Source organism: Sorangium sp. So ce327 (assembly GCF_051530205.1).
Taxonomy (GTDB): Bacteria; Myxococcota_A; Polyangia; order Polyangiales; family Polyangiaceae; genus Sorangium; species Sorangium cellulosum_B.
In genome coordinates this window covers 12,596,179-12,619,557 of the sequence record NZ_CP150330.1, presented here as the reverse complement: position 1 = coordinate 12,619,557, position 23,379 = coordinate 12,596,179, and the positions used below count along the sequence as shown (strand labels likewise).

Sequence of the window (23,379 nt, the reverse complement as noted above, 5' to 3'; positions counted from 1 at the left end):
GGGCTGCATCGGCACGAAGAGGGTCGCCGGCACTGCCTCCTACGTGGGCGCCGAGGGCACCGCCAGAAGCATCGCGGAATCGTCCGGCCGACCGGAGATCGCGGGGTTCGCGCCCGACATCGGCAACTTGACGTCGCCCTCAAGCCCCTCAAAACCCGCGCCAATTCCACGCCATAGAGTGTGCACGCTCGACCCGAGACGGCATCTCCGCTGACCTTGCAGCTCGGCGCAACTATGCGGGGGCAACTGGAACAGTAATGAAGATGGGGCAGACACCAGAAACCACCTGCATGAATTAGGAAATGTCGTGACCCCACCTGTGCTACAAGTACATCGTTGCAGCCAATGAGATTCGCGAATGAGCATGTTCTGGTCACGAGCTCACGTTCGGATTACGATCGGCGCTTGGATTGGCTGCTGGAGCACGCTGAGGCGCAGCATGTCCATGGCCACTGGAAGAGCCTGGATGGCCGCCTGCGGGCTTGTTGCGTTTTCCCCCGCATCGAACAGCTCAAACACGACACCCACGCGTTGCTGGGCGGACACGGTCATAGCCGGCGGATACGCGCCGATCTCTTCGTATTCGACCTCGATGATCCAGAGCCCGTCGGCGGCGACGATGCCTTTTTCTTCGAGCACCTTGGGAGAAATGTCCAGCAGTCGATCGATCAGCGGGTAGGCGCCGCTTGCGTTGCCGCCTCCGCGCAACGCCGCTTCCCCACCGAAAGGGCGCACCCTGAGCGATACCTTTCTGCAAGCCCACGAATCCACCAAGGCACTATTGACCGGAGTGCTCCAGGCACACACTATCCGAAGCGTCGGCGTTGATGCCTTTCTCAGCCACTCGGCTGGCACCGGGAACTGAGCCCGGTTAATACTTTTTGCAGCTTGCAACATAGTCTGCCATACGAACACCGCGGAATGCTCGATCGGGGCTCGAAGCCGCTCGGCAGTCGGGAATCCCTTTCCCAGCGTCCTTTGTGCCAGTCGCTCGAACGCCCCCGGCAGCCGAGGTCTCTGAGCCACCAGATTCAGCCAAGCCTTGACGGTCGAGCTGAACGGTGCAACCGTCGGCGCACAATGCTGCGCCAGATCCTTAATTACCCAGGCCGCCTCGCGTGCGACGAGCGGCGCGGCCAAGGAAGTCCCGTTGGAATCCTCCCAGTTTCCCTCGGCATCGCACACCCATGGTCCAGTACCCGGAGCCCAAGCATAGCCCTCTGAGCAATCTCCCCCGGGAGCGCTGAAGCCCGGCACGGGGGAACCGCAGAGCCCGGGGCCAATTCTTGTGAAAGGGCTCGGCGCACCGACAATCCCAGCAACGGAATCGGGTACCAGGACATCGACGTATGCCCCACTGACGATGCCGTTGAACGTGCGGGCCTCGAATCCGAGTCCCCAACGGGGATCATCCACATGATTTGGATAGGCTTCTTTGGGGCTTAACCCAGGCGTAGAGTTCCCGGCGGCGATCACGAGGAGGACATCTCTAGCAAACGCAAAATTGTCCAGATCCTGGAGCTTCATTAAATGCTCGCGCCGAGTCACCGGATCGAGGGTATCGAGCGGAGCGCTACCGACGCTGAGATTGAACACACGCACGTCGGGCGCCGTGCCAACGATGGCATCCATCGCCGGGACAACGAGGTCGCTGTTGATGAAGCCGGCATCATGGGCCACCATCACGTCGATGACGCGACACCTTCCAGGCGGCGGAGGTTGTATACCTCCGTTCATGTTCAGCCTTCCGAAGACGGCGCACGAAGCTACGTGTGAGCCGTGGCTGCCCAGATATGGGTATATCGGATCAATATCCGGGTTCCGGAATCCGGATCGCCGATAGGGAGCAAGATGGACATGCTTTTCTGGAATCCCGCAATCCACGATGGCGACGGTTGGAAGCTCGCTAGGCGGGAGGGTTGGGAGATTTGATGCCGCCACGGATGCGCCGGGTGCGAGGGGACGTCGGCCCTTCCTGGCCATCGCTACCGGGCTGCGAATCGGCGGATGGATCGATTGCACTGAGCTGAATTCTCGGGCGACTGCGAGGATGAACTCCCGCGTCAGAAAGCCGGCGCACCAGTATCGCCCGGAGAACTCCCGGCCCGCCTTCGTCAGCCGAGAATGCTTGTCATCGAGCACCCGTGCCATCGATTGGAGAACGTCGTTGACCTCGAGACGAGTAAGCGCCGGCTGGAACCGGATCACGACCTCCACGACAGCGCCGGGATGCAGGGTCTCGACCCACGCCATCGAGACACGCGCAGTCCAATCGAGGGGCTCGAAAGTCTCGAAATTTATCCAACGAGCCTTTTCCCTGCTGCTCGCGCCAGGCAGTGATGCGATCGTGGAAAGAAGCTGTTCGGTTCGCGTCGAGAGAACGTGGACCGCCGCCTTTCCACCAGGGAGCGTCTCGATCAGATCCATCCCCAGCTTACGGAAGAGGTGGGACTGCTCGCCTCCGAAAGCGGGCGCTTCATACTTGATGCCTCCCGGAACCGTCTTTGCCTGGGAGCGCTTCTGAACGGCGTGGACGGGCACCGCGACGACGAAGAAATGCCGTCCAACGGAAGGATCCGCTGAACGGGCCGGCGGCGTGGTCGCCCGGCGGAAGGACGCCGAGAGACCGGCGGAACGAGCGGACCAGTCAATGGGAACATAGTCGGCCTGGCCCCCACCCCCGTCGCGATCGAAGCTTGCCAGCTCTTGCTTCTCGTTCAGGAAGAAGGTGCGTGGTTGAACCTTAGCTCCACTCCCCGGCGGCACCTTCACACCCCCCGCAGAAGGATTCGACGATGCTCGACCTGGAGGATCTGCTCGGCGTCCGCGAACGTTTTCGCGGACGCGAGTTCGTGCCGGACGCCGTTGATCAGTCGTATCCCGCGTTTGCTCGCCTCTCGCCCAGCAAAGGCCAGGATCTCCGCAGAGCTGGGGGCGGGGAATTCTAGGGTGAGATCGAATCGCCGCAGCAGAGCGACGTCGAGCTCGTCCGGGATGTTCGACGTGGCCACCAGCAGTCCGGCCGGGTGTGACAGGTCGAACTGCTGCATTAAGGAGATCACCACGCGGTCGAGCTCTCCAACGTCCGTCGTCTTGCCACGCCGCCGCCCGACCGCGTCGATCTCGTCGATGAGCACCACACAGGCGCGGACCTCGGCGAAGCGGAAGACCTCCCGGATCCTCAGGGAGGTCTGTCCAAGGTACGAGCCAACCAGAGCGTCGAAGCGCACGACGAAGACCGGCAGGCCCAGCTCCGTCCCGAGGGCACGCGCCGTAAGTGTCTTGCCGCAGCCCGGAGGACCGTGGAAGAACAGGCGGGAACGCGGGCTCAACGCGTGCGCGAGGAGGCGGCTCTTGTTCCGGTGCTCTCGAAGCACTTCATCCAGCTGCACTCGCGCCTTCTGGGGCAGCGTCACATCGCTGAGTGGGCCCGATGGCGGCAGTACCGTCAGGAGGTCGGGCTGGACGGCGAGGAGACTCTGCAAGGGCTGCCCGCCTCCCGTCTCGTCGGCCCGCGGACCGGTCTGAACCAAGGCGCCGCGGAGCCTGGCGGCAGCACCGTGGTGCCCCGCCTTTTCCTCAGCCTCCACTATTTCCTCGGCGAGCAGACGCGACGTGGTCCAGTCTCTGGTGGAAACGGCGTGGAACAGTTTGGCTAGATTGCTGATTCGGGCCATGGCCAGCGAGTTCCCGTGCGGGGGAGAGTAGGCTCTGTATACTTGGAGCCGGCCTCGATTTCTACGGCCGGCCGCGATCGGTGCGCTCCAGGTCACGGACGCGAGCCAGCGGACCGGGGGACGGCGGTGTCGTGCCGACTGTGGGCGGTCTCGTGGTACTTTCGCGGCCCGGCGGCGGCGCCGATCAGTCGTCGCAGCCAGCACCCGCGGCACAAATCCGTGCAAGTGTGCCAGGACTTCAGCATAGTCAGCGGGCGCCGCCGAAGAGCAAGCCTCTCGGGGACGTCCCAAACGCCCGGCAGACTCGACTAGCGGCGCGAGCTTGCTCCCTCTTCCGGTGCAGACGGCGGGCCGAGCAGCGGTCCGCCTCGTGAACAACCGGGGCCCCCTCGTCCGGAGGGCGGCGGTGCCGCTCGGGGGGCCGGCGAGCGAGGCGATCACAACGGCCCGAGGCGACAGGTCGGCCGGTGCCAGCTCCATAGGCAGGCGTTGGGGCCATGCGTTCCGAGGGGGCGAGCGGCGGTAACGTGCCCCACAAATGGCGACAAAGGAGACGGATCGCCACGGCAAATTCGTCGCGCAAGGACGTGGGGATCCATTGTTCTCGCCGGGGTTTTGAGGGCTTGGCGATGGCTCGCGATCCCTCGGAAGACACGGAGCGAGCACTCTCCTTGATGGCCAGCCTCTTGGGTCGGAACCCCTCACCATCAAGCACCATGCTCGATGCGATGGGCTGCGGCATCGATGAAAGCGCGCCGTAATGGCCCGCCGGGTGGGAATCGGCGATCGTCTGCGTGAGATTCGCGACGAGCACCTGGCGCGGGCTGCTCGCCGGAGCCGTGGGCGAGGTTGCTTCGGGTCGGGGGACTCGCCAGCGCAGCCTGCTCCACACTCGCCATAAGCACCGCCCGAAGCGTCACCGAATCGTCCGGCCGACCTGAGACAGATGGGTTCGCGCCCACATTCGCCAGGTAGACGTCGGCCTCGACACCCTCGAAACCCACTGAAACTTGCCCGGTGGCGTCTTCCCGCTCCCTGGAAAAGGGACGCCACCAACACCTTACCCCTGCATCGAAGGGCTCGCCTTCACGGCCGGACTCCCCTCCCCGCGAGGTTCACCCCCTAATCGTTGCACCGTGGATATGCGCGGCGAGATCGGCGTACTTCATCCGAAACCGTCCACAGCCCTCCGGCAGCGGCGCGCGCGGCGGGATGCCATGGCAGCTGTCCGACCCCGCAGGATTGCGCAGGATCACCGAAGCCGGCGTGCCATCCGCCCCACGCTCGATCTTCTCGCCCGCGACCCAGTGATAGCCCCCTTCCCATTTCAGAAGAACCGGCACCTTCTCCCCGCGCCCCAGGGCCCCAGCGACATCCTCAGCGACAGACGCCCCGCTGCGCAGCAGCGCCGAGACGCTCGTGTAGCTGCCGCCCATGATGTCCTGGAACAGGCTCGTGAAGTTGCCGAGCGGGACGCGCGAGTCGCCCCCCAGCGCAGCCCAGAACGAGTCGTTGTCCTCGGGGTTGTCGTAATCGAAGATCCAGCTCATCAGGGTCGCGTGGTTCATGAGCGCGGACTGGAACAGCCGGTCGATGTCGATGCGGCCCGAGGCGTCGCGCGAGATCGCGTTGCGCGGCATCCTGAGCACGCGGCCGGAGCGGAGCGTCACCTCGCCCGCCTCCCGCGTGATCCCGTCGAGGATCCGCGTGAACTCGGCCGGATCGGCGCGCAGCAGGACGTACTCCATCGTTCCCGCGCCGCAGGTGCCGTGGTGCGCCCCCTGCTTGACGCGCAGCGGGTTGTCCACGTGCCGGATCGCCTGCGCGAGCACGAGGTGCGGATCGATGCCGCCCTCGAGCACGAGCCTGCCGTCGCGCCGGACGCCCGCCATGGTCGCGAGGTTCGGCAGCAGCGCCCCTGCGTGCAGCCGGCCCGCGGCGAGCAGCCTCTCGAGCGCGGCCAGCGCGCGCGCGTCGCCCCCGAGCGCGCGCCGGACCTCGTCGAGGCACGCGCTCCGATCGGCGGCGAGCGCGCCGGCGGCGGTGGTCGTAGGCCTGTCGCCGACGGAGTCCACAGAGGGCGGCGGCGAGTCCGGGTCCGGCTCGGCCCCGGGCACGACCCGCGGGAGCCTCCTCGCGTCCGTGAAATAGCCCTGATCGTGGCGCGAAGCCGCGGCGGACGCCTGGACCGCGGACGGCTTGCGGCCGAGCGCCGCCACCTCCTCCGGGCTGAGCCCCGCGGCCCTGGCCATGGCCTCCTCGAGCGGCTGCGCACGCCGGGCCCCTAGGCGCCTGTCGAGGGCGGCGATCGTCGCGGCGTCCACGACACCCGTCTGCGGCAGGCCCTCCCCGCCTTGCAGCGCGACGAGGGCGGCGTGCGTCTTCGGCCCGAACGAGCCGTCGGCCTTCATCGCCTCGCCGATCGCGCCGAGCGCCTCTTGCAAGGCGCGCACGCCGTCGCCGTGCGCCCCCTGCGCGAGCGTCGCCGTGCCCGCCGCGACCGCTCTCAACACCTCGTTCGACGCGAGCTCGGGGGCGCCGAGCCGTGTGTTCCCGCTGTCCCCCATGGGTCCCCTCCTGCGATCACCAGGCGCGCTGGGTTCGTCCCAGGATACCACGCCGCGCCCGTCGGTGCGCGCGTCAGGCGGAGCTCGGTGCGCGGCCCCTCGGCACCGTGAATTCGTCCTTCGGACAGATCGTGGGACTGCTTTCCTTTCTATCATCGGGTCGCGACGATTGCCGCGGCGCGAAGAGCCGTCAGCTCTTGCCCAGCGTCTGCTGGAGCTGGTCCACAAGCGCAACAGCCTCCCTCTGTTCGACGGGCGAGGCGTCCAGCGCCCGCAGCGCATCCATGATCCGGTCTCTCGTGAAGACCTGATATTGACCACTGAACGGATTCAGCTCCGGCGTGTCCATACCATGGACCACTCCACGAACGAATGTCGAGCCTGTCACCAGGCAGATCTTGCTCGGCATGCGAAACAAGGATGAACATGGGTGGCTCATCATGCGCTGCCACTGGGCCGGAGACGGCGCGCTGCCGTCCGTCACGATCAGCGTGCGCGTACGGGTACGCCCCTGAAAATGAGCCACAATCGCGTCGAGGTACAGGTTCCACTCCTCGTCGGACGGCGCCATCTTTCCCTGTAGAAGCACGAAGATCTCGCCCACCGCTCCAAACGCCATCGTCTTCATGCTCCGAAGAATACCACGACGCGCTGACGGGCAGAGGGAGTGCATTCCGTCCGGGCAGGAGCGTGCGCCCGAGCCTACAGAGAACGTCGATATACCGGTCGCCCAACCAAGGCTGCCGATGGAGACGAGCAGAACGCCTCACGTCCAGCCCTGGGCCGGCCGCGCGTCCACTGGCAGCCGCATCGTGAACGTCGTGCCGCGCCCGGGAGCGCTGTCCACATGGACGCTCCCGCCGTGCGCTTCGGCGCAGGCGCGTACCAGCATCAGACCGAGGCCCCATCCGTGCGCGCGGTGCTCGCCTGCGGCGCGCATGAACGGATCGAACAGCGTCTCTTGTGCTTCCGGCGGGATCGGCGCGCCCTCGTTGTGCACGCTCATCTCGACGCCGTCCCGCAGCTTCGTGATGGCGACGGCGATCGGCGCGTCCTTCGCGCCGTACTTGAGCGCGTTCGAGATCAGGTTCCAGAGCGCGCGTCGCAGCTCCGAGGCACCCCAGATCCCTCGGACGCCCGAGTCTGCATGCAGCACGATGCGGTCAGGGTGATCGGCCGCGATTTCGTCGACGAGCTCGCGGCCGAGCTCGCCCAGGTTGCACTCCTCGAGCGTGACCGAGAGGCGCCGGCCGGCGTGAATCCGATCGGCGTCGAGTAGATCGGTCACCATGTGGTCCGCCCGATCCAGGTTGCGGACGATGACCTCGACCCGCTTTGCGACGCTCGGCCCGCTCGCGTCCGGCTGCGCGGCCAGCAGCGTCGCGGCCATCCTCGCGGCCGACAGCGGACCACGGAGATCGTGCGCCAGGATCGAGACGAACTGGTTTCGTACCTCGCGCGCGACGCGCAGGGCACCGAGCTGTTCGAGCAGCTCCGTATAGAGTCTGGCGTTATCGAGGTGGAGCGCGAGCCGCTCGCCAACCGCCGCGATACGCCGCGTCTCACGAACGGTGAACGTCCGCTTTTCACGGAGGCCGATGTACAGGACACCCATGAGAGAACGCTGCGGCGGAAGACGGATGCCGAGCAGCGAGTGGATGCCGCTGTGCCGGAGTCTATCCGGCACGTCGAGCAACGTGGTCTCCACGTCGCGCATCGACATCGCATAGTCCTGCAAGGCGACGGCGCCTGCGAAGGACGAGGCGTCGACAATTCGCACGTACTCGACGAACGGCTCGTCGGCCACGCCCACCGAGGCGACCATCTCCAGCTTCCCGGTCCTGATGTCGTGCAACAGCAACGCAGCCGTATCGGCGTCCATCGACTCCATGACGACCTCGAGGACCTTCCTCAAACGCTTCGACGACAGGGGCGCCTCTCCGCCGAAAGGCTGCAAGAACGGGTCATGGAGCAGCCGCAGGTAGCGCTTCTCGGCTTGCTCGTCCTCCAGGAGGTGTTGCCGGAACGCTTGCGCTATGAACACGGAACGGGCGTGGATCTCGGCGAAGAGGCGATCGATCTCCTCCAGGCTCGGCGGCTCGTCGGCGGCTGCGACGGACCAGGTGCGCACGATCGCACGGCCGAGGATGGCGAACTCTTCCAGCGCCTCCTCGAGGCTGAAGCCGGCACGCAAGCGGGAGGACAGATGGCTCTCGATGAGCTCGTTTCGCTCGCGGTGCACTTCCTCCCCGTCCCACCCACGCGCGAGCGACCGCACGTACTTGGGCATCATGTTTGTCAGCTCCGGGCGCGCCAGCCCCCGCGCCACCGCTGCTTTGTTCGCTTCGTCAGCCCAGAATTCGATGATCTCTGATGCGCGCGCCGCGATGATCTGTTTGATCGTCCGCATCGACCCCCTCACATCCTTGTCGAGATGATCCTTAAGACGCGCGACGGGGCTCGTGCCAGTGCGCGTCACCGAGGCTCCGGATCACACCACCCGAGCGCTTGGACGCATTCCCGGATCTCCTGATCAGCGAAACCCGCACGCACTCGGGCTCGCGCCAGTGATCGCGGTCGTAGCCCTGCCCCGGTCACCGACGCGCCGACCTACCCTGCTCTCACCGCCTTGCCTCGCCGCCCGCGCCCGTGCAGGCTTCGCCCATGGGCCAGCCCGCCGGGAAGCAGCGCCGCGCCACGTACGCCGACCGGACGCGCCGGGGGAGGTCGCGAGGCTACGGCAGACATGCGCTCAGCAGCACGCTCGCGCCGCCGTCGCTGTTTGCTGCGGCGAGATCGGGCGCGCCGTCGCCGTTCAGATCCACCGCAGCGACGGCGCGAGGGTGCGTGTATGCGGCGTAGCTGACCGGAGCTCCGAGCGTGCCGTCGCCTCGGTTGGGCAGCACGCTCAGGCTGTTGATGAAAGAATTCGCGACGACGACGTCGATCGCGCCATCGCCGTCGATGTCCGCGGTCGTGATCGATTGAGGGGTCCGGCCCGCAGGGTAGCTCACCGCGGCATCCAACGTCCCATCGCCTCGGTTGAACAGCACGCTCACCTCGCTGTCGAACGCGTTCGTGACGACGACGTCGAGCCAGCCGTCTCCGTTCAGGTCTGCCGCCGCGACCGACGCGAGCCCGGAACCCGCAGGGTAGCTCACCGGCGCATCCAACGTCCCGTCACCTCGGTTGAGCAGCACGCTCACGTCGCCACCTCGGTAGTTCGGGACCGCGAGATCGGGTTTGCCATCCCCGTTCAGGTCCGCCGCGACGAGCGAGAGGGGCACCGAGCCCACGGGATACGCCACAGACTCACGGAACGTGCCTGTCCCCTGGTTGAGCAGCACGCTCACGTTGTTGTCCTCGTTGTTGGCGACAGCGAGGTCGACGCTGCCATCGCCGTTCAGGTCCGCCGCCTCGACCGCGGTGGCATGCGCCCCCGTCCCGACGCTGACCGGCGAGCCGAAGGCGCCGCCGCCCTGATTGAGCAGCACGCTCACGCCGCGGCTGAAGAAGCCCGCGACGACCAGGTCGTTCCGACGGTCGCCGTTCACGTCCGCCGCCGCGATCGAGTCGCTGCCGCTCGAGCCCGTCGGGAAGAAGGCGGACACGAGGAAAGCGCCATCGCCCTGATTGAGCAGCACGCCCACCCGGTCACTGTTCGACACGGCGGCAATATCGGGCCTGCCGTCATCGTCCAGATCCGCCACCGCGATGTCCGTCGGTGAGTCCACCACGGAGTTGTTGAACGGCGCGGCGAACGTGCCCGTGCACGCGGGCGCGGCGCACACGCCCGCCGAGCAGAGCATCCCGGCGGGGCAGCGGTTCCCGCATCGCCCGCAGTTCGCGAAATCGGTGGTCGTGTCGGTGCACTCGTCCCCACACGAGGTCAATCCTGGTGCGCCGCAGCTCGGCGCCCCACCACCTGCCGTCTCTCCCGTCGTCGCTCCGCCGCCTCCGCCGCCTCCGCCGCCTCCGCCGCCGCCTCCGTCGCCGGTCGTGGCCGTCATCCCCCCGCCGCCGGCGGCGCCAGCTTCCACCGGAGGCGCGTCCCCCCCGCACGCTGCCAGCAGCAACCAACCGCCAGCCGCGCACAGCGCTGCGGCTGCCTGCCACGCGGCACGGTGCCTCGTCCCGATCCGGGTCATGTCCATCGAGCTGGTCTCCACGGGATACCTGGCGCCTTTCGATCCGACGCTGCGTCGTCGCGCGGCATGATCTCCCCCTTGGGTTCAAGGAACTGTCCGGCTAAGGCAGGCAGGCGTTCATGAAGACGGTCACGTGGGCGGCCGGGTTCAAGACGGCGAGATCGCGCATGCCGTCGCCGTCGAGATCGGCCGCCACCATCGACGTCGACGCGCGATTCATGCCGTAGTCCAGCGCGCGCGCGAAGGTGCCGTCCCCCTGGTTGACCAGCACGCTCACGATGGAGTTACCACCGCCGTCGTATCCGACAGCGAGGTCGGGCCGGCCGTCGCCGTTCAGGTCCGCAGCCGTGATCACGAGCGGCGATGGGCCCGCCGGGTAATTGACCGGCGCTGCGAGGGCGCCGTTGCCTCGGTTGATCAGCACGCTCACGTCGGAGGTCCCCCTGTTCGCCACGGCGAGGTCGGGCCGGCCGTCTCCGTTCAGGTCCGCGACGGCGATCGAGACGGGCACCGCGTCTGTCCCATAGTCGAGCGGGGCAGCGAACGTCCCGTCGCCATGGTTGACGAGGAGGCTCACGTCGTTGGCATCGCTGTTCGCGACCGCGAGATCGGTCCGGCCGTCGCCGTCGAGGTCCGCCGCGGCGATCGCAGCAGGGACGCCATGCACGGCGTAGCTCAGCGAGCCGGCGAAGGTGCCGTCGCCCTCGTTCAGCAGCACGCTCACAAGGTTGGTGTCCGAGCTGCCGACGGCGAGGTCGGGCGTGCCATCGCCGTCCAGGTCCGCCGCCACGATCGAGGCGGGAGGGCGATGCACTTCATGACTCCGGGGGCTGGCGAAGGTGCCGTCGCCCTCGCTCAGCAGCACGCTCACGGCCCTGGTCTCATAGTTCGCGACGGCGAGGTCGGGCATGCTGTCGCCGTTCAGATCCGCCGCGGCGACGGCCAGCGGGGTCCTCCCCGCGGGGTAGCTGTCCTGTACGGCGAAGGTGCCGTCTCCCTGGTTGACGAGCAGGCTGACAGCATCGCGGTCGACGCTCGCGACCGCGAGGTCCGGCCTGCCATCGCCGTTCAGATCCGCTGCGGCCATCGAGCGCGCATTCCAGCTGAGGTCCGAGCCGACGTCGTAGCCGGCAGCAGAGGCCACGGCGGGCCCAAAGGTGCCATCTCCCTGGTTGACCAGGACGCGCACCTCACCCGAGCCCTGGAGGGACGCGCCGTCGGTGGCGACGGCGAGGTCAGCCTTGCCGTCGCTGTTCAGGTCCGCCGCGGCGATCAAGTAGGGGTACGCGCCCACCCGGTAGTCGACCGCCGCGGCGAAGGTGCCGTCGCCACGATTCAACATCACCCGGACCTCGGCTTGGCTGGTCGCGACGAGGTCGAGCCTACCGTCTCCATTCAGGTCCGCCGCCGCCACGTACCTGGGGTCGAGGCCCGCGGCGTAGTCTGTCGACGCCGCGAAGGTGCCGTCTCCCTGGTTGAGCAGCACGACCACGCTGTCGGTGAGGTCGTCTGCGACCACGACGTCGAGCCGGTCGTCGCCGTTCAAGTCGTCCGTGACGATGGCGTGGAAGCCTCGATCCGCTTCGTAGCGGACCTGTGGACTGAACGTGCCATCGCCCTGATTGAGCAGCACGCTCACGCCGCGGCCGCTGACCGCGAGATCGGGCGACCCATCGCCGTTCACGTCCGCGGCCGAGATCTCGCCGGGGTACCCGTCCAGAAGATAGTCGACCGGTGCGGCGAAGGTGCCGTCGCCCCGGTTGAGCAGCACGTTCACCTCGTCGGTCAAGCGGCTCAGGACGGCGAGATCGGGACTGCCGTCGTGGTTCAGGTCCGCCGCCACCACCGAGCTGAGGCCGCTGCCCGCAGGGTAAGTGACCCGGGAAGCGAAGGTGCCGTCGCCGTGGTTCATGAGCACGCTCACCTCGTCGCTGCCATAATCCGTGATGGCGAGGTCGGCGCTGCCGTCGCCGTTCAGGTCCGCAGCAGCGATCGATGAGGCCATTTCGCCTGCGTCGTAGTCGACCTCCAGCGCGAAAGTGCCATCGCCGCGGCTGAGCAGCACGCTCACGGTGACGCCGGCAGCGACGGCGAGATCGGCCCTGCCGTCGCCGTTCAGATCCGCCGCGGTCATGGCCCGCCAGCCGAAGCGCAGCGGCGTCGTCAACCCCGGGAATCCAGGCTCGGGGCACGCAGGCGCGATGCACGCGCCCGCGACGCAGAGGATTTCCGCACCGCAGTCGCGCTCGCACCCGCCGCAGTTCGAAGGATCCACCGCGGTGTCGACGCACCCGCCGCCGCAGAGGGTGGTGTCGGGGGCGCAGTGGATCGTGCCTCCGCCGCCCCCCTCCCCCGCCGAGACTTCACCGCCCGTCGCCCCCGTGCCCCCGCCGCCCCCCTCCCCCGCCGAGACTTCACCGCCCGCCGCCCCCGTGCCCCCGCCGCCATCCCCGCTCGCGGCGGGGGGTAACTCCGCTCCACAACCTGCGATAACCGCGGCGCAGCAGGCCGCGGTAAGCCACCCAAGCGATGCCGTGCGCTTCAGCTGAAGCGGTATCGTCGTCTCAACCATCTTGGCTTTCATCGAGCGCTCCATCAGCCCATCGAGAGTCGCGAGGAGTCATCGAGGATCGCACGGACCTCACTCGGACACAAATCGTGGCACCTCTCACGACGGGAGGGCAGCGGGCAGCCCTACACGTTCCGTGTGCCGTGCCACTTCTCGGACAAGAGCGGGCAAGCCGTCATCGATCCGCTTCGTGCCGTCGACCGGGAGCGTCTCGCCCGTCGTCTTGGTCGCCACGCGCCGGCGCCCCTCACGCGCACCGTGGCCGTCCTTCAGGAAATGTTCTCTCCGTGAGCGGAGAGACACGCATCGTCGAACCCCCTGACGGTATCATCCACGCGGTATTTCGACGAGCCCGGCACCGCGCACGCCCATGAGCACCCCCTCGACCCCTGCCTCCGACGAGGCCGTCCTCCGCGTCCGCAACCTCCACAAGTCCCACGCGCTCGGCGCGACGCCCATCGAGGTGCTCCGCGGCGTCGACCTCGACATCCACGCCGGCGAGATGTGCGCGATCATGGGCCCCTCCGGCGTCGGCAAGAGCACGCTGCTCTCGTGCGTCGCCGGCCTCGAGTCGCCCGATCGCGGCGAGATCCGCGTGCTCGGCGAGGACATGGCCGCCCTCGACGAGCACGGGCGGACGCTCCTGCGCCGCCGCCGCGTCGGCATCGTCTACCAGTTCTTCAACCTCGTCCCGACCCTCACCGGCTACGAGAACATCATCCTCCCCTACCTCATCGACGGCGCCGCGCCCGACCACGACGCCGCGTCGCGCATGCTCGATCGCGTCGGCATGCGCGCCCGCGCCGAGCACCTGCCGTCGCAGATGTCCGGCGGCGAGATGCAGCTCATCTCCATCGCCCGCGCCCTCGTCCGCCGCCCCGCGCTCGTGCTCGCCGACGAGCCGACAGGCAACGTCAACGTCGCGACCGGCCGCCGCATCATGGCGCTGCTCGCCGACGCCCTCCGCGACGCCGGCAGCGCCATGCTCCTCGTCACGCACAACGCCGAGGACGCCGCCCGCGCCCACCGCGTCGTCTTCATGCGCGACGGCCTGCTCCTGCACGACGCCGCCCTCGCGGGCCCCGCCGTCACCTCGGCCGCCGTCCACGATCGGCTGAAAGAGCTCGGCATCTGAATGCTCCTCCTCCTCCGCGCCCTCCTCCAGCCGCTCGTCCGGATCCTCGCCCTGCGCAACCTGCGCGCCGACCGCTTCGGCGCCATGGCCGCCGTGCTCGGCGTCGCCCTCGGCACGGCCACGGTCAACGTCGTCCTCATCCTCGACGTCGGGACGCGCGCCGTCGAGGCGAGGAGCGCCGTCACCAACCCCGACCTCCCCGTCTTCACCGATCAGACAATCACCCTGCGCGGCCTCCGCCCCGACGGGCAGCCCATCGACGCGGAGGACGCCCAGGAGGAGACCCACGAGGACTACGAGATCATGCGGTCCGCGATCCGCCTCGGCTCGCTCTCCGCGTTCCTCGTCGGCGCCCTCATCGTCTTCTTCACCTTCAACGTCGCCGTCGAGCGCCGCCGCCGCGAGATCGCCCTGCTGCGCAGCGCCGGCGCGCTGCCGCCGCAGGTCGCGGCGGTCTTCGTCCTCGAGGCCCTGCTGCTCGGCGCCTTCGGCGCGGCGCTCGGCCTGCTCGGGTCGATCCCGCTCGCGTACCTCGCCGCGAAGGCGGGCATCACGACGACGGGCCGCGCGCGCATCCCGCTCAACGCCATCGTCCTGCCCTGGAGCGCGATGCTGCTCGTCTGCGGCACCGGCGCCCTGACCGCGCTGCTCGGCGTCCTGCGCCCGGTGCGCGACGCGCTCCGCCTCGACATCGCGCGCGCCCTGCGCCCGCGCTTCGTCGAGGGCGGGGCCGAGCAGCGGCGGCGCATGCGCGGCGTCACGCTGCTCGCGCTGCCGTTCATGGTGCTCGTCTACGGCCTGCTGCGCCCGTTCTTCCAGGAGTCCGTCCCGCTGTTCGCCTTCTTCGTGCTCGAGGCGGGCCTCGCGTGCGCGGCGTTCCTCGCCGCCATCGTCTTCGTCCCGGACCTCGTCGCCCGCCTCGGCGCGCTCGCCGTCCGCCTCGCGCCGCGCCGCTGGGCCGCCGAGCGGCTCCTCTTGCAGCGCCGGGTCGAGCACAGCGGCCACGAGCTCGCCTGGAGCGTCGGCGGCGTGATGATGGTGTTCGCCCTCCTGCTCGCGCTGCACATCGCCACGACGGCGCTCAAGCAGGAGGTCTCGGCCTGGGCCGGCCGCGCCCTCGCGCCCTACGCGTTCCTCTACCCCGACGAGCCGCTCGGCCACGCCGAGCGCCTGCTGCCGCGGTTGCCCGAGCGCCTCGTGGCGGCGCGGTTCTCGAGCCGCACCCCGTGGCCCAACGTCGCCTACGCCGTCCCCGCCGACGAGCTCCTCGCGCTCGCCGAGGCCACGGGCCGCGCCGAGCCGATCGCGCTCGCCCGCCGCTTCGGCCCGGGCAAGGCGCTCGTCTCCACGATGATGGCCCGCCGCTTCGGCGTCGGCCCCGGCGACCAGCTCGAGGTGGGCGGCCGCGCCGGCACGCGCCGCCTCGAGGTCGTCGGCATCACCGACGAGCTCGGCTACGTCCACGCGGCCGGCGCGTACCGCAACCTGCGCACGTACGCGGTCATCGACGCGTCCGACTTCCCGGTCATCTCCCCGTACGCGACCGCGATCGGACACACGATCGCCCTCGCCGATCCCCAGACCGGCGCCGCGGCCGCACGGGGCGGCTCGGCGACTCCGCCCTGGGCCGAGCTCCTCGCCGACGTGCCGCGCGCCCGCGACGTCCGGATGCAGACGGGGGTCGAGATCGAGGCCATCCGCCGGAAGGCGACGGGGCGCGACTTCGTGATCTTCGACATGATCCTCGGCTTCACGACCGTGCTCGCGGCGATCGGCGTGGCGAACCAGATGGTCCTGGCGCTGCACGCGCGGCGCCGGGAGCTCGCGCTGCACCGCGTGCTCGGCATGACGGCGGGGCAGGTCCGCCGGATGGTCCTGATGGAAGGCGCGCTGGTGGGCGCGCTGGGCGGCGCGCTGGCCGTGCTGCTCGGGATCCCGCTGGGCTCCGCGGCGCTCGGCGCGCTGCGCACGGTGTCGACCTTCGAGGTCGAGTTCCATATCCCGCCGGAGTACGGCCTGTTCACGGCGCTCGGCGCGACCGCGGTGGCGCTCTTCGCGTCGCTCTATCCCGCGCGGAGCGCGGGGCGGAGCAACGCGGCGGAGTCGGTCCACTACGAGTGACCACGAGCAGGGACGCGCGCCCGTCCTTCACGAAACTCGCCCGGCCGTCGCGGGCTCTTCTCCCCCGATCGCCCTCGGCGGGACGCCGCGAAGCGCTCGGACACGGCGCTTGCGCAGAGGCGTTCAGCATGACAAGCAACGTGGCATATCGTGGGCGCGACCACATCCCCGCGGGCATGTGCGACGGCGCTTCCGGCGCGTTCACCGCAACAGGCAGATCGCTCTCGAAAATAACTGTCACGGACAGCCTCGCTAGCCGTTGACGGCGAGCCAGCGCGCTCAGCGTCCCTGGCGTTGACGCGCCTCCCCGCGCTCGCCGGGACGGGCGGCCGCGCCGCGCGGCGCGCCCGCTCATGAAATCGCTCAGGCCGGACACGGAGCGCGGGACGTCGGTGTGCTCGCGTCGCGGCGACCCCGGAGGGGTGACTCTCTCCCTGGCACAGCGGTGCTCCGCTCGACTTCTGCGTTCGCTCCTTGCCCCTGACCGCGACTAACAGCGACGGATCGACCCTCGTCCGAGAGGAGGTAGGTGTGTTATTGGCCCAGCGGTTTGTGCAGATCTGGTTCGGAGTCCTGCTCGCGATCGCCGCCGCTCCAGCCGGAGCGACGCTGCCCCCGGACAGCGCCGCCCGCTCCGAGGCGAGCTGGGGATATCACCCCCCTCCGGAGGAGCGCGCTGTGTCCTCCCAGGGTTTCTGCAGCCTCGATCTGCCCTACACCGAGCCGCCCTTCCTGGCAGACCAGACGAGCGGCATCGCCTGCCCCGGTTACGCCACCCAATCGCCGCTCTGCACGGGGCCGTTCTGCCCAGCCAGCGGCGTTTGCCCGGGGACGAGGGCGCTGCACGAGGACCTGAATGCTTGCCAGGGGGCGGCCTGCTGCCTGCCAGGCTCCGTCGACCCGGACGGCGCGGTCAACGTCCTGCCCTACCTGGCGAGGCCGGCGGAATGGCCCTTCTCCGCCGAAGCATCCGTCGACCGCAGCACGAACGTCGACGACAGCCCGGGCATCGCGACGGCCATCGAGTGCGCGGCGTCGCTGAGCGCCAGCAGGCGCACCGTGGCTTTCCCTGCCGGGCGTTACGTGCTGCGCACCCCGCTGCGGCCTCACCATGACGCGCTCACCCTGGAGGGGCCGGAGCTGTCTCCCGAGGCCAGCCCGGGCGATCCCCGGACCGCGACCCTCGTGGCGATCCCCTGCAATCCGGAGCAGTACCCCGGGGCCATCCAGGTCACCCGGGTCGTCAAGCCGGACGGGACCGTCATCAGCGCGGTCCGGGGGCTCTGGATCCGCAATCTGCAGATCGTGGCCACGGAGGGGCCACGCAGGACGGCGAACAGCGGCATCCAGCTGAACACCTGCTCGGACTGCAAGGTGGAGAACGTCATCATGCGCTACTCGCCCCTCGTTCCCCAGCTACCTTCCTGCAAGCCGAGCAACCTGGAGGGCATCGGCTTCACCTGGGGCTCCGGGGGCGTCATCCGGAACGTGCTCGTGGATGGCTTCTCGAAGAGCGGCATCTACCTGTCCTCCGTCGCCGGGTACCACGACACGCCGCCCATCCTCGTGGAGAACTGCGAGATCAGGAACATCACCGGCCCGATCGGCGCCAGCGGGATCAAGATCATCACCGCCAACGTGACCGTGCGAAACTGCCATGTCCACCACAACATGATCCATCCCGGCGACGGCTCCACCACGGTCGCCGGCGGGCATGGCCTCTGGATCTCCACCCAGATCTCCCCTGGGCCCGGGATCCCGAGCCCGGCGCCGTACAACGTCGTGGTCAAGGACAGCTACTTTCATCACAACGGCGGCTCCGGCGTCGTGCTCGCGAGCCCCATCGAGGAAGAACGGCCGAAGGGGGTCCTGATCAAGAGGGTCAAGTTCGCTTACAACGGGGGCCATGGCGTCCACGTGCAGGCTGGCGCCGGCGTGGAGTTCTCGGACGTCTGGTCCTGGGGAAACGCGCTCTACGGCGTGCTCCTGAGCTCGCGGACGACGCTGCCCGCGACCTCGGTCCGGGTAGAGGATGTGACCCTGGAGAACCTGCTCGTCTTCGACAATGCCCTGCGCTTCGCGTCGGGCTCCTTTCCCGGCATCAGGATAGAGGCCAGCGACGTCACGATCCGCGGCGGCACGGTGGCTCGCTGCGAGCCCTGGCGCGGGGCGCAGTCGCGATCCATCCAGCAGCAATGCTGGCTGTCGGGGCCGGCCGGCGCGCAGGTGCTCTTTTCTCCGGAAGAGAACGTCATCTCGGACGTGAGCACCTACGGCACGAGCGCGCCGGAAGTGCTGGCGTGCCCTTATTGACGAGCGGCGGGGCCCGCGCTGCGCCGGCTCACTTCCCCCGCTTGCGGCGCCGGGGTGCCGGCCGGCGGCGCGTCGTCGCCTCGGCGGCGAACGGCCTGTCGCCGAGGCGCAGCGCGCTCCGCTGCTCCGGGTCGAGCCGCTTCACCGCCGCCCGGAAGTCCTCCCGGGCCAGCCGTAGCCGGTTCTGCCCCGTGTTCTCGTTGATCTGGAGCTCCCGGGCGATGTCCACCACCGGGATGTCCAGCATGTCGTGCATCACCAGCATCACCCGCCGCTGCGGGTCGAGGCTGGCGAGCAGCGCGTCGATCACCTCGGCCCGCTCCATCGCCTCCAGCCGCTGCTCCAGACGGGGCCGGCTGTCGGCGCCGGCGGAGATCGCGATGAGCCGCAGGCCGTCCGGGATCTCGCGGCGCCGATAGGCCCGGTCGCGGTAGTGGCTGACCTGCCGCCACGCGATCCCGTAGAGCCACCGGTAGAGCGAGTCCCACACCCGCCGCGGCTGCCCCTCCCCGATCCACGGGAGCACCTCGCTGAGCGGCACCGGCTCGTGGTCCTCGTCCTCGAAGTCGTCCTCGAAGAAGTCGTCCTCGTCGCGCCGCCCCTGCAACGCGCGCAGCAGGCGGCTCGCGTCGAAGGTCTCCAGATTGCGGTACGAGGCGAGGAGGACGTCGTGCAGCACGTCCTCGCGATCGTTCGCCCCCACGCCAAACCCCTGGAGCAGCCCGCGAAGGAAAGGAACGCCCACCTCGTGCACCACAGCGAAGCTGAGATGTTTGACGCGGAGGGCATCATCTGATCGTGATTCCACATATTATTTTTACGAACCCTCTTTCCGGGTCGTTTTGGAACCCTCCCCCGCGCGCAAAAACCGCGTTTTTTGAAGCGTTTTTTGATGAGCTCACCAGCGACTGACGCCGTGTGTAACGCCGCGGCTCGTCGTGGTGGTGCGTGGCGCGAGCCAGCCCTCATGTCGCGTCCGGAGATCCGATGCTCCGGTGACCAGAAGCCGTGACCTGCTGGCCGGGTATCGTGTAACGTTGGCGTTTCTCCCGGGAAAACGCGGGCTGCGCCCTCCCGCCGGCCCCCCGCGCGCCGGCCTCGGCCGCGGCCCCGCGGGGCTTGCCCGGCGCCGTCACGCGGTCACGCGGGCACCTCGCCCGCCGCCGGGGCCGCCCCCTTGCCGCCCGCTCTCCCGGCCCGTAGGGTGACGGCGCCGTGCCCCTCACCCAGCTCCGCCGAAGCGCCGGCGCCGCCCCCCGCGACCTGACCGCCTTCCTGCCGACGACCCGGGAGGAGATGCGCGCGCGGGGCTGGGACGCGCTCGACATCCTGCTCGTCAACGGCGACGCCTACGTCGACCACCCCGCGTTCGGCGCCGCGATCATCGGCCGCTTCCTCGAGGGGCGCGGCTTCCGGGTCGGCATCGTCTCCCAGCCCCGCTACCAGGACACGAGCGACCTCCTGCGGATGGGCGTACCCCGGCTCATGGTCGGGGTCACCGCCGGCAACCTCGACTCGATGCTGAACAAGCTCACCGCGCAGAAGAAGGTCCGCAGCGAGGACCAGTACTCGCCGGGCGGGCAGGTGGGCCTCCGCCCCAACCGGGCCTCGATCGTCTACGCGAACCTCTGCCGCCAGGCGTTCCCCGGCGTCCCCATCGTCCTCGGCGGCATCGAGGCGTCGCTCCGGCGCATCGCGCACTACGACTACTGGTCCGACCAGGTCCGCCGCTCGGTCCTGCTCGACGCCAAGGCCGACATGCTCATCTTCGGCATGGGCGAGAAGGCCGTCTGGGAGGTCGCCGATCGCCTCCGGCGCGGCGAGCCCGTCCGGTCGATCCGCGACGTCAGGGGCACCGCCGTCCCGCTGCGCAAGGGCGAGTGGGAGCACACCGAGGGCTCGCGCTACGTCGCCGACGGCAAGGCGGTGATCCTCCCGAGCTACGAGCAGGTGGCCGCGGACAAGGGCGCCTTCGCGGAGATGTCGCGCGCCTTCCAGTTCGAGACGAACCCCGGCAACGCCCGGCCGCTGCTCCAGGCGCACGGCGCCGAGGCGGTGTACTTCAACCCGCCCGCGTTCCCGCTGGAGACGGGCCAGATGGACGCGCTCTACGACCTGCCGTTCACGCGGGTGCCGCACTGGTCGTACGACGCGCCGATCCCCGCGTACGAGACGGTGAAGCACTCGGTCGTCACGATGCGCGGCTGCTTCGGCGGCTGCACGTTCTGCTCGATCACCGAGCACGAGGGCCGGGTCATCCAGTCGCGCTCGGCCGACAGCATCCTGCGCGAGGTGCGGGCGCTGCGGCGCATGGACGGCTTCCGCGGCGTGCTCAGCGACCTCGGCGGGCCGACCGCGAACATGTACCAGATGCGGTGCAAGGACGAGGCGATCGAGAACGCCTGCCGGCGGCTCTCGTGCGTCTTCCCGGAGGTCTGCGAGAACCTGAACACCGACCACGGCCCGCTGCTCAAGCTGATGAAGGCGGTGCGCGAGGAGCAGGGGATCAAGAAGGTCTTCATCGCCTCCGGCGTGCGCTACGACCTCGCGGAGCGGTCGCCCGAGTTCATCGAGGAGCTGGCCGCGCACCACACGGGGGCCAGCTCTCGGTCGCCCCGGAGCACAACAAGAAGGACGTGCTCGACAAGATGAAGAAGCCGGGCATCGAGAGCTACGAGCGCTTCGCCGAGCAGTTCCGGTGCGCGAGCGAGGAGGCCGGCAAGAACCAGTTCCTCGTGCCCTACTTCATCTCGGGGCACCCCGGCTCGACGCTGCGGGACATGGTCGACCTCGCCATCTACCTGAAGAAGAGCGGGATGAGGCCGCGCCAGGTGCAGGATTTCATCCCGACGCCGATGTCGATGGCGGCCTGCATGTACCACACGGGGATCGACCCGCTCACGCGGGAGCCTGTGTACACGGCCAAGGACCTGCGCGAGAAGAAGCTCCAGAAGGCGCTGCTCCTCTACTGGGACCCGGCGCACCACGACGAGGCGCGGGAGGCCTTGATCAAGGCGGGCCGCGGGGATCTCATCGGCACGAAGCCGCACTGCCTCGTGCCGCCGGCGGCCGGCAAGGGGGCGCCGCCGCGCTACCTCGCCAAGGTCCGCGGGGAGCGCCGGGGGAAGCCAGCCGATGCGACACACCGCCGAAATCGATAGGGATCGGGCGTTCACCGCGAAGCTCGGCGATCGCGGCCTGTTCCCGCACCTCACGCCGCTCGTCTACGTGAACCACGCGGGCATCTCGCCGCCGTCGCGGCCGGTGCGCCTCGCGATGATGGCGCTGCTCGACGACTACGCCGCGCAGGGGGCGGCCGCGTTCCCGGCCTGGTACGCGCAGCGGCTCCGCCTGCGGGAGAAGCTCGGCCGGCTCATCGGCGCCGAGGGCGAGGACATCGCCCTGGTCCAGAGCACGACGCGCGGGCTCACGGACATCGCGCTGTGCCTCCCCTGGCGGCCGCGGGACCGGGTGATCCTCTTCGACGGGGAGTTCCCGGCGAACGTGACCCCGTGGCAGCGCGCGGCCGAGATCTTCGGCCTGGAGGTCGTCTTCCTGCCGCTCGGCGGCTTCGCGGACGGCAGCGGCTCGGGCCTCGCCCAGCTGGAGGGCGAGCTCGAGCGCGGGGCGCGGCTCGTCGCGGTGAGCGCTGTGCAGTTCCAGACCGGGCTCAGGATGCCGCTCGCGGCGATCGGCGCGCTCTGCCGCGCGCACGGCGCCGAGCTCTGCGTGGACGCCGTGCAGGCGGTCGGCGCGACGCCGGTGGACGTCGAGGCGGCCGGGGTCGATTACCTCGCGTGCGGCGGCCACAAGTGGCTGATGGGGCTGGAGGGCACGGGCTTCCTCTACGTCCGCCGCGAGCGCCTGCCGTCGCTGCGGCCCGCGGTGGCGGGCTGGCTGAGCCACGAGGACGCCGTGAGCTTCCTGCTCCAGGGCCCGGGCAAGCTCCGGTACGACCGGCCGATCCGGCAGCGCGCCGACTTCGTCGAGGGCGGCAACCTCAACGCCGCGGGCTTCGCCGGGCTCGAGGCGGCGGTGGATCTGATCCTGCAGATCGGCGTCGAGCGCATCCACGAGCATGCGAACCGGTTCCTCGACCCGCTCGAGGAGGCGCTCCGGGAGCGCGGATGGGAGAGCCTGCGCCCGGGAGATCCGGCGCTGCGGGGTTGCTCGCTCGGGGTGAGGCCGCCGGGCGGCGCCCCGGTGGTCGAGCTGTACCGCGAGCTCACCCGCCTCGGGATCGCCTGCGCCATCCCGGACGGCGTGCTGCGCTTCTCGCCGCACTGGCCCAACGCGCTCGACGAGTGGGAGCAGGTGCTGCTGTCGGTCGACGAGGCGCTGAGTCGGGTCCGGAACGGGTGAGCGGCAGGTAGCGCACGCCGCGGCCCCGCGAGGCTACGCCATGCGCCCGCCGGTAGGGCTCCGTGTTCAGGAGATCCACGGCCCACCTGTAGTGACCATCCTGCCGCAAGCCATCCGCGCCGGAGTACAGATCACACGACCTGAGCGCATAGGAATACATTCCCCGGGAAGGAGTCCCCGTGCACGACGCCCAGCGGGCCGTCGTACCTCTGCCCGAGGTAGAGCTCGCGGAGCCGGGCCTGCTTCGCGGCGAGGTCGACACGTCCGCCTCCAGCGACGCCCACTGCCGCTCGATCTTGACCTCAGCGAGGCGGCAGACGAACTCGTACCATCCCTGAGCCCGCGCGCTGCTGGGCCAGCGCCCCACGGTGGGGCGGTGAGGAGAGCGCTTGAGTCCGATTCTTCAGAGCGTCCGGACGTCCAAGCCCCCGGACATAGATGTTGTACACTTTTGTGCTCGGGAATGCCCGCGATCGCAGGTCCGCTT

Annotated in this window: 12 protein-coding genes and 1 pseudogene; 5 read left to right on the top strand and 8 right to left on the bottom strand. The window is 69.2% G+C overall.

Features of this window, described 5'->3' with window-relative positions; translation table 11 throughout:
* Positions 1–381 precede the first annotated feature (381 nt).
* The 7 genes from WME95_RS47275 to WME95_RS47245 all read right to left on the bottom strand — a co-directional run bounded on the left by WME95_RS47275 (position 382) and on the right by WME95_RS47245 (position 12,976).
* On the bottom strand, positions 382–2,772 hold the full coding sequence (locus WME95_RS47275; protein WP_437905742.1) for a S8 family serine peptidase: 2,391 nt from the start codon (positions 2,770–2,772) through the stop codon (positions 382–384).
* Positions 2,769–3,677 carry an AAA family ATPase gene (locus WME95_RS47270; protein WP_437905741.1) on the bottom strand — a complete coding sequence of 303 codons (909 nt, stop codon included), beginning with the start codon at positions 3,675–3,677 and terminating at the stop codon, positions 2,769–2,771. The genes WME95_RS47275 and WME95_RS47270 overlap by 4 nt, the downstream gene beginning before the upstream one ends.
* 1,115 nt (positions 3,678–4,792) lie before the next feature.
* Positions 4,793–6,244, bottom strand: coding sequence for a peptidoglycan-binding domain-containing protein (locus tag WME95_RS47265; protein WP_437905740.1), 1,452 nt, complete (start codon positions 6,242–6,244; stop codon positions 4,793–4,795).
* A 190-nt stretch (positions 6,245–6,434) separates the two neighbouring features.
* Positions 6,435–6,872 carry a hypothetical protein gene (locus WME95_RS47260; protein WP_437905739.1) on the bottom strand — a complete coding sequence of 146 codons (438 nt, stop codon included), beginning with the start codon at positions 6,870–6,872 and terminating at the stop codon, positions 6,435–6,437.
* 138 nt (positions 6,873–7,010) lie between these two features.
* Positions 7,011–8,654, bottom strand: coding sequence for an ATP-binding protein (locus WME95_RS47255; RefSeq protein WP_437905738.1), 1,644 nt, complete (start codon positions 8,652–8,654; stop codon positions 7,011–7,013).
* Positions 8,655–8,979: 325 nt separating this feature from the next.
* The gene (locus WME95_RS47250; RefSeq protein ID WP_437905737.1) at positions 8,980–10,284 is read right to left on the bottom strand and encodes an FG-GAP-like repeat-containing protein; all 1,305 of its coding nucleotides are present in this window, start codon (positions 10,282–10,284) and stop codon (positions 8,980–8,982) included.
* A gap of 208 nt (positions 10,285–10,492) precedes the next feature.
* On the bottom strand, positions 10,493–12,976 hold the full coding sequence (locus tag WME95_RS47245) for an FG-GAP-like repeat-containing protein (protein ID WP_437905736.1): 2,484 nt from the start codon (positions 12,974–12,976) through the stop codon (positions 10,493–10,495).
* A gap of 355 nt (positions 12,977–13,331) precedes the next feature.
* Here WME95_RS47245 and WME95_RS47240 point away from each other — a divergent pair, with 355 nt between their 5' ends.
* The 3 genes from WME95_RS47240 (at position 13,332) to WME95_RS47230 (ending at position 18,530) form a co-directional block, all read left to right on the top strand.
* The gene (locus WME95_RS47240) at positions 13,332–14,096 is read left to right on the top strand and encodes an ABC transporter ATP-binding protein (RefSeq protein ID WP_437528943.1); all 765 of its coding nucleotides are present in this window, start codon (positions 13,332–13,334) and stop codon (positions 14,094–14,096) included.
* A complete protein-coding gene (locus WME95_RS47235; RefSeq protein ID WP_437905735.1) occupies positions 14,097–16,217 on the top strand; it encodes an FtsX-like permease family protein in 2,121 nt (706 codons plus the stop codon).
* A gap of 531 nt (positions 16,218–16,748) precedes the next feature.
* Positions 16,749–18,530 (top strand): right-handed parallel beta-helix repeat-containing protein, encoded by a 1,782-nt coding sequence (locus tag WME95_RS47230; RefSeq protein WP_437905734.1) that lies wholly within the window; start codon positions 16,749–16,751, stop codon positions 18,528–18,530.
* Between the two features lie 28 nt (positions 18,531–18,558).
* Here WME95_RS47230 and WME95_RS47225 read toward each other — a convergent pair whose 3' ends face one another.
* Positions 18,559–19,275 (bottom strand): RNA polymerase sigma factor, encoded by a 717-nt coding sequence (locus tag WME95_RS47225; RefSeq protein ID WP_437547511.1) that lies wholly within the window; start codon positions 19,273–19,275, stop codon positions 18,559–18,561.
* A 470-nt stretch (positions 19,276–19,745) separates the two neighbouring features.
* Between WME95_RS47225 and WME95_RS47220 the strand changes: the two are divergent.
* Together WME95_RS47220 and WME95_RS47215 are read left to right on the top strand one after the other, a co-directional pair.
* Positions 19,746–21,691, top strand: a pseudogene (locus WME95_RS47220) (YgiQ family radical SAM protein).
* The gene (locus tag WME95_RS47215; protein WP_437905733.1) at positions 21,666–22,892 is read left to right on the top strand and encodes an aminotransferase class V-fold PLP-dependent enzyme; all 1,227 of its coding nucleotides are present in this window, start codon (positions 21,666–21,668) and stop codon (positions 22,890–22,892) included. The pseudogene WME95_RS47220 and the gene WME95_RS47215 overlap by 26 nt, the downstream one beginning before the upstream one ends.
* Positions 22,893–23,379: the final 487 nt, after the last annotated feature.

Bases quoted from the DNA above. Each gene is read 5' to 3' on its own strand.
- WME95_RS47270 (WP_437905741.1), bottom strand. From the start codon at position 3,677: ATGGCCCGAATCAGCAATCTAGCCAAACTGTTCCACGCCGTTTCCACC.
- WME95_RS47265 (WP_437905740.1), bottom strand. From the start codon at position 6,244: ATGGGGGACAGCGGGAACACACGGCTCGGCGCCCCCGAGCTCGCGTCG.
- WME95_RS47260 (WP_437905739.1), bottom strand. From the start codon at position 6,872: ATGAAGACGATGGCGTTTGGAGCGGTGGGCGAGATCTTCGTGCTTCTA.
- WME95_RS47255 (WP_437905738.1), bottom strand. From the start codon at position 8,654: ATGCGGACGATCAAACAGATCATCGCGGCGCGCGCATCAGAGATCATC.
- WME95_RS47245 (WP_437905736.1), bottom strand. From the start codon at position 12,976: ATGAAAGCCAAGATGGTTGAGACGACGATACCGCTTCAGCTGAAGCGC.
- WME95_RS47240 (WP_437528943.1), top strand. From the start codon at position 13,332: ATGAGCACCCCCTCGACCCCTGCCTCCGACGAGGCCGTCCTCCGCGTC.
- WME95_RS47235 (WP_437905735.1), top strand. From the start codon at position 14,097: ATGCTCCTCCTCCTCCGCGCCCTCCTCCAGCCGCTCGTCCGGATCCTC.
- WME95_RS47215 (WP_437905733.1), top strand. From the start codon at position 21,666: ATGCGACACACCGCCGAAATCGATAGGGATCGGGCGTTCACCGCGAAG.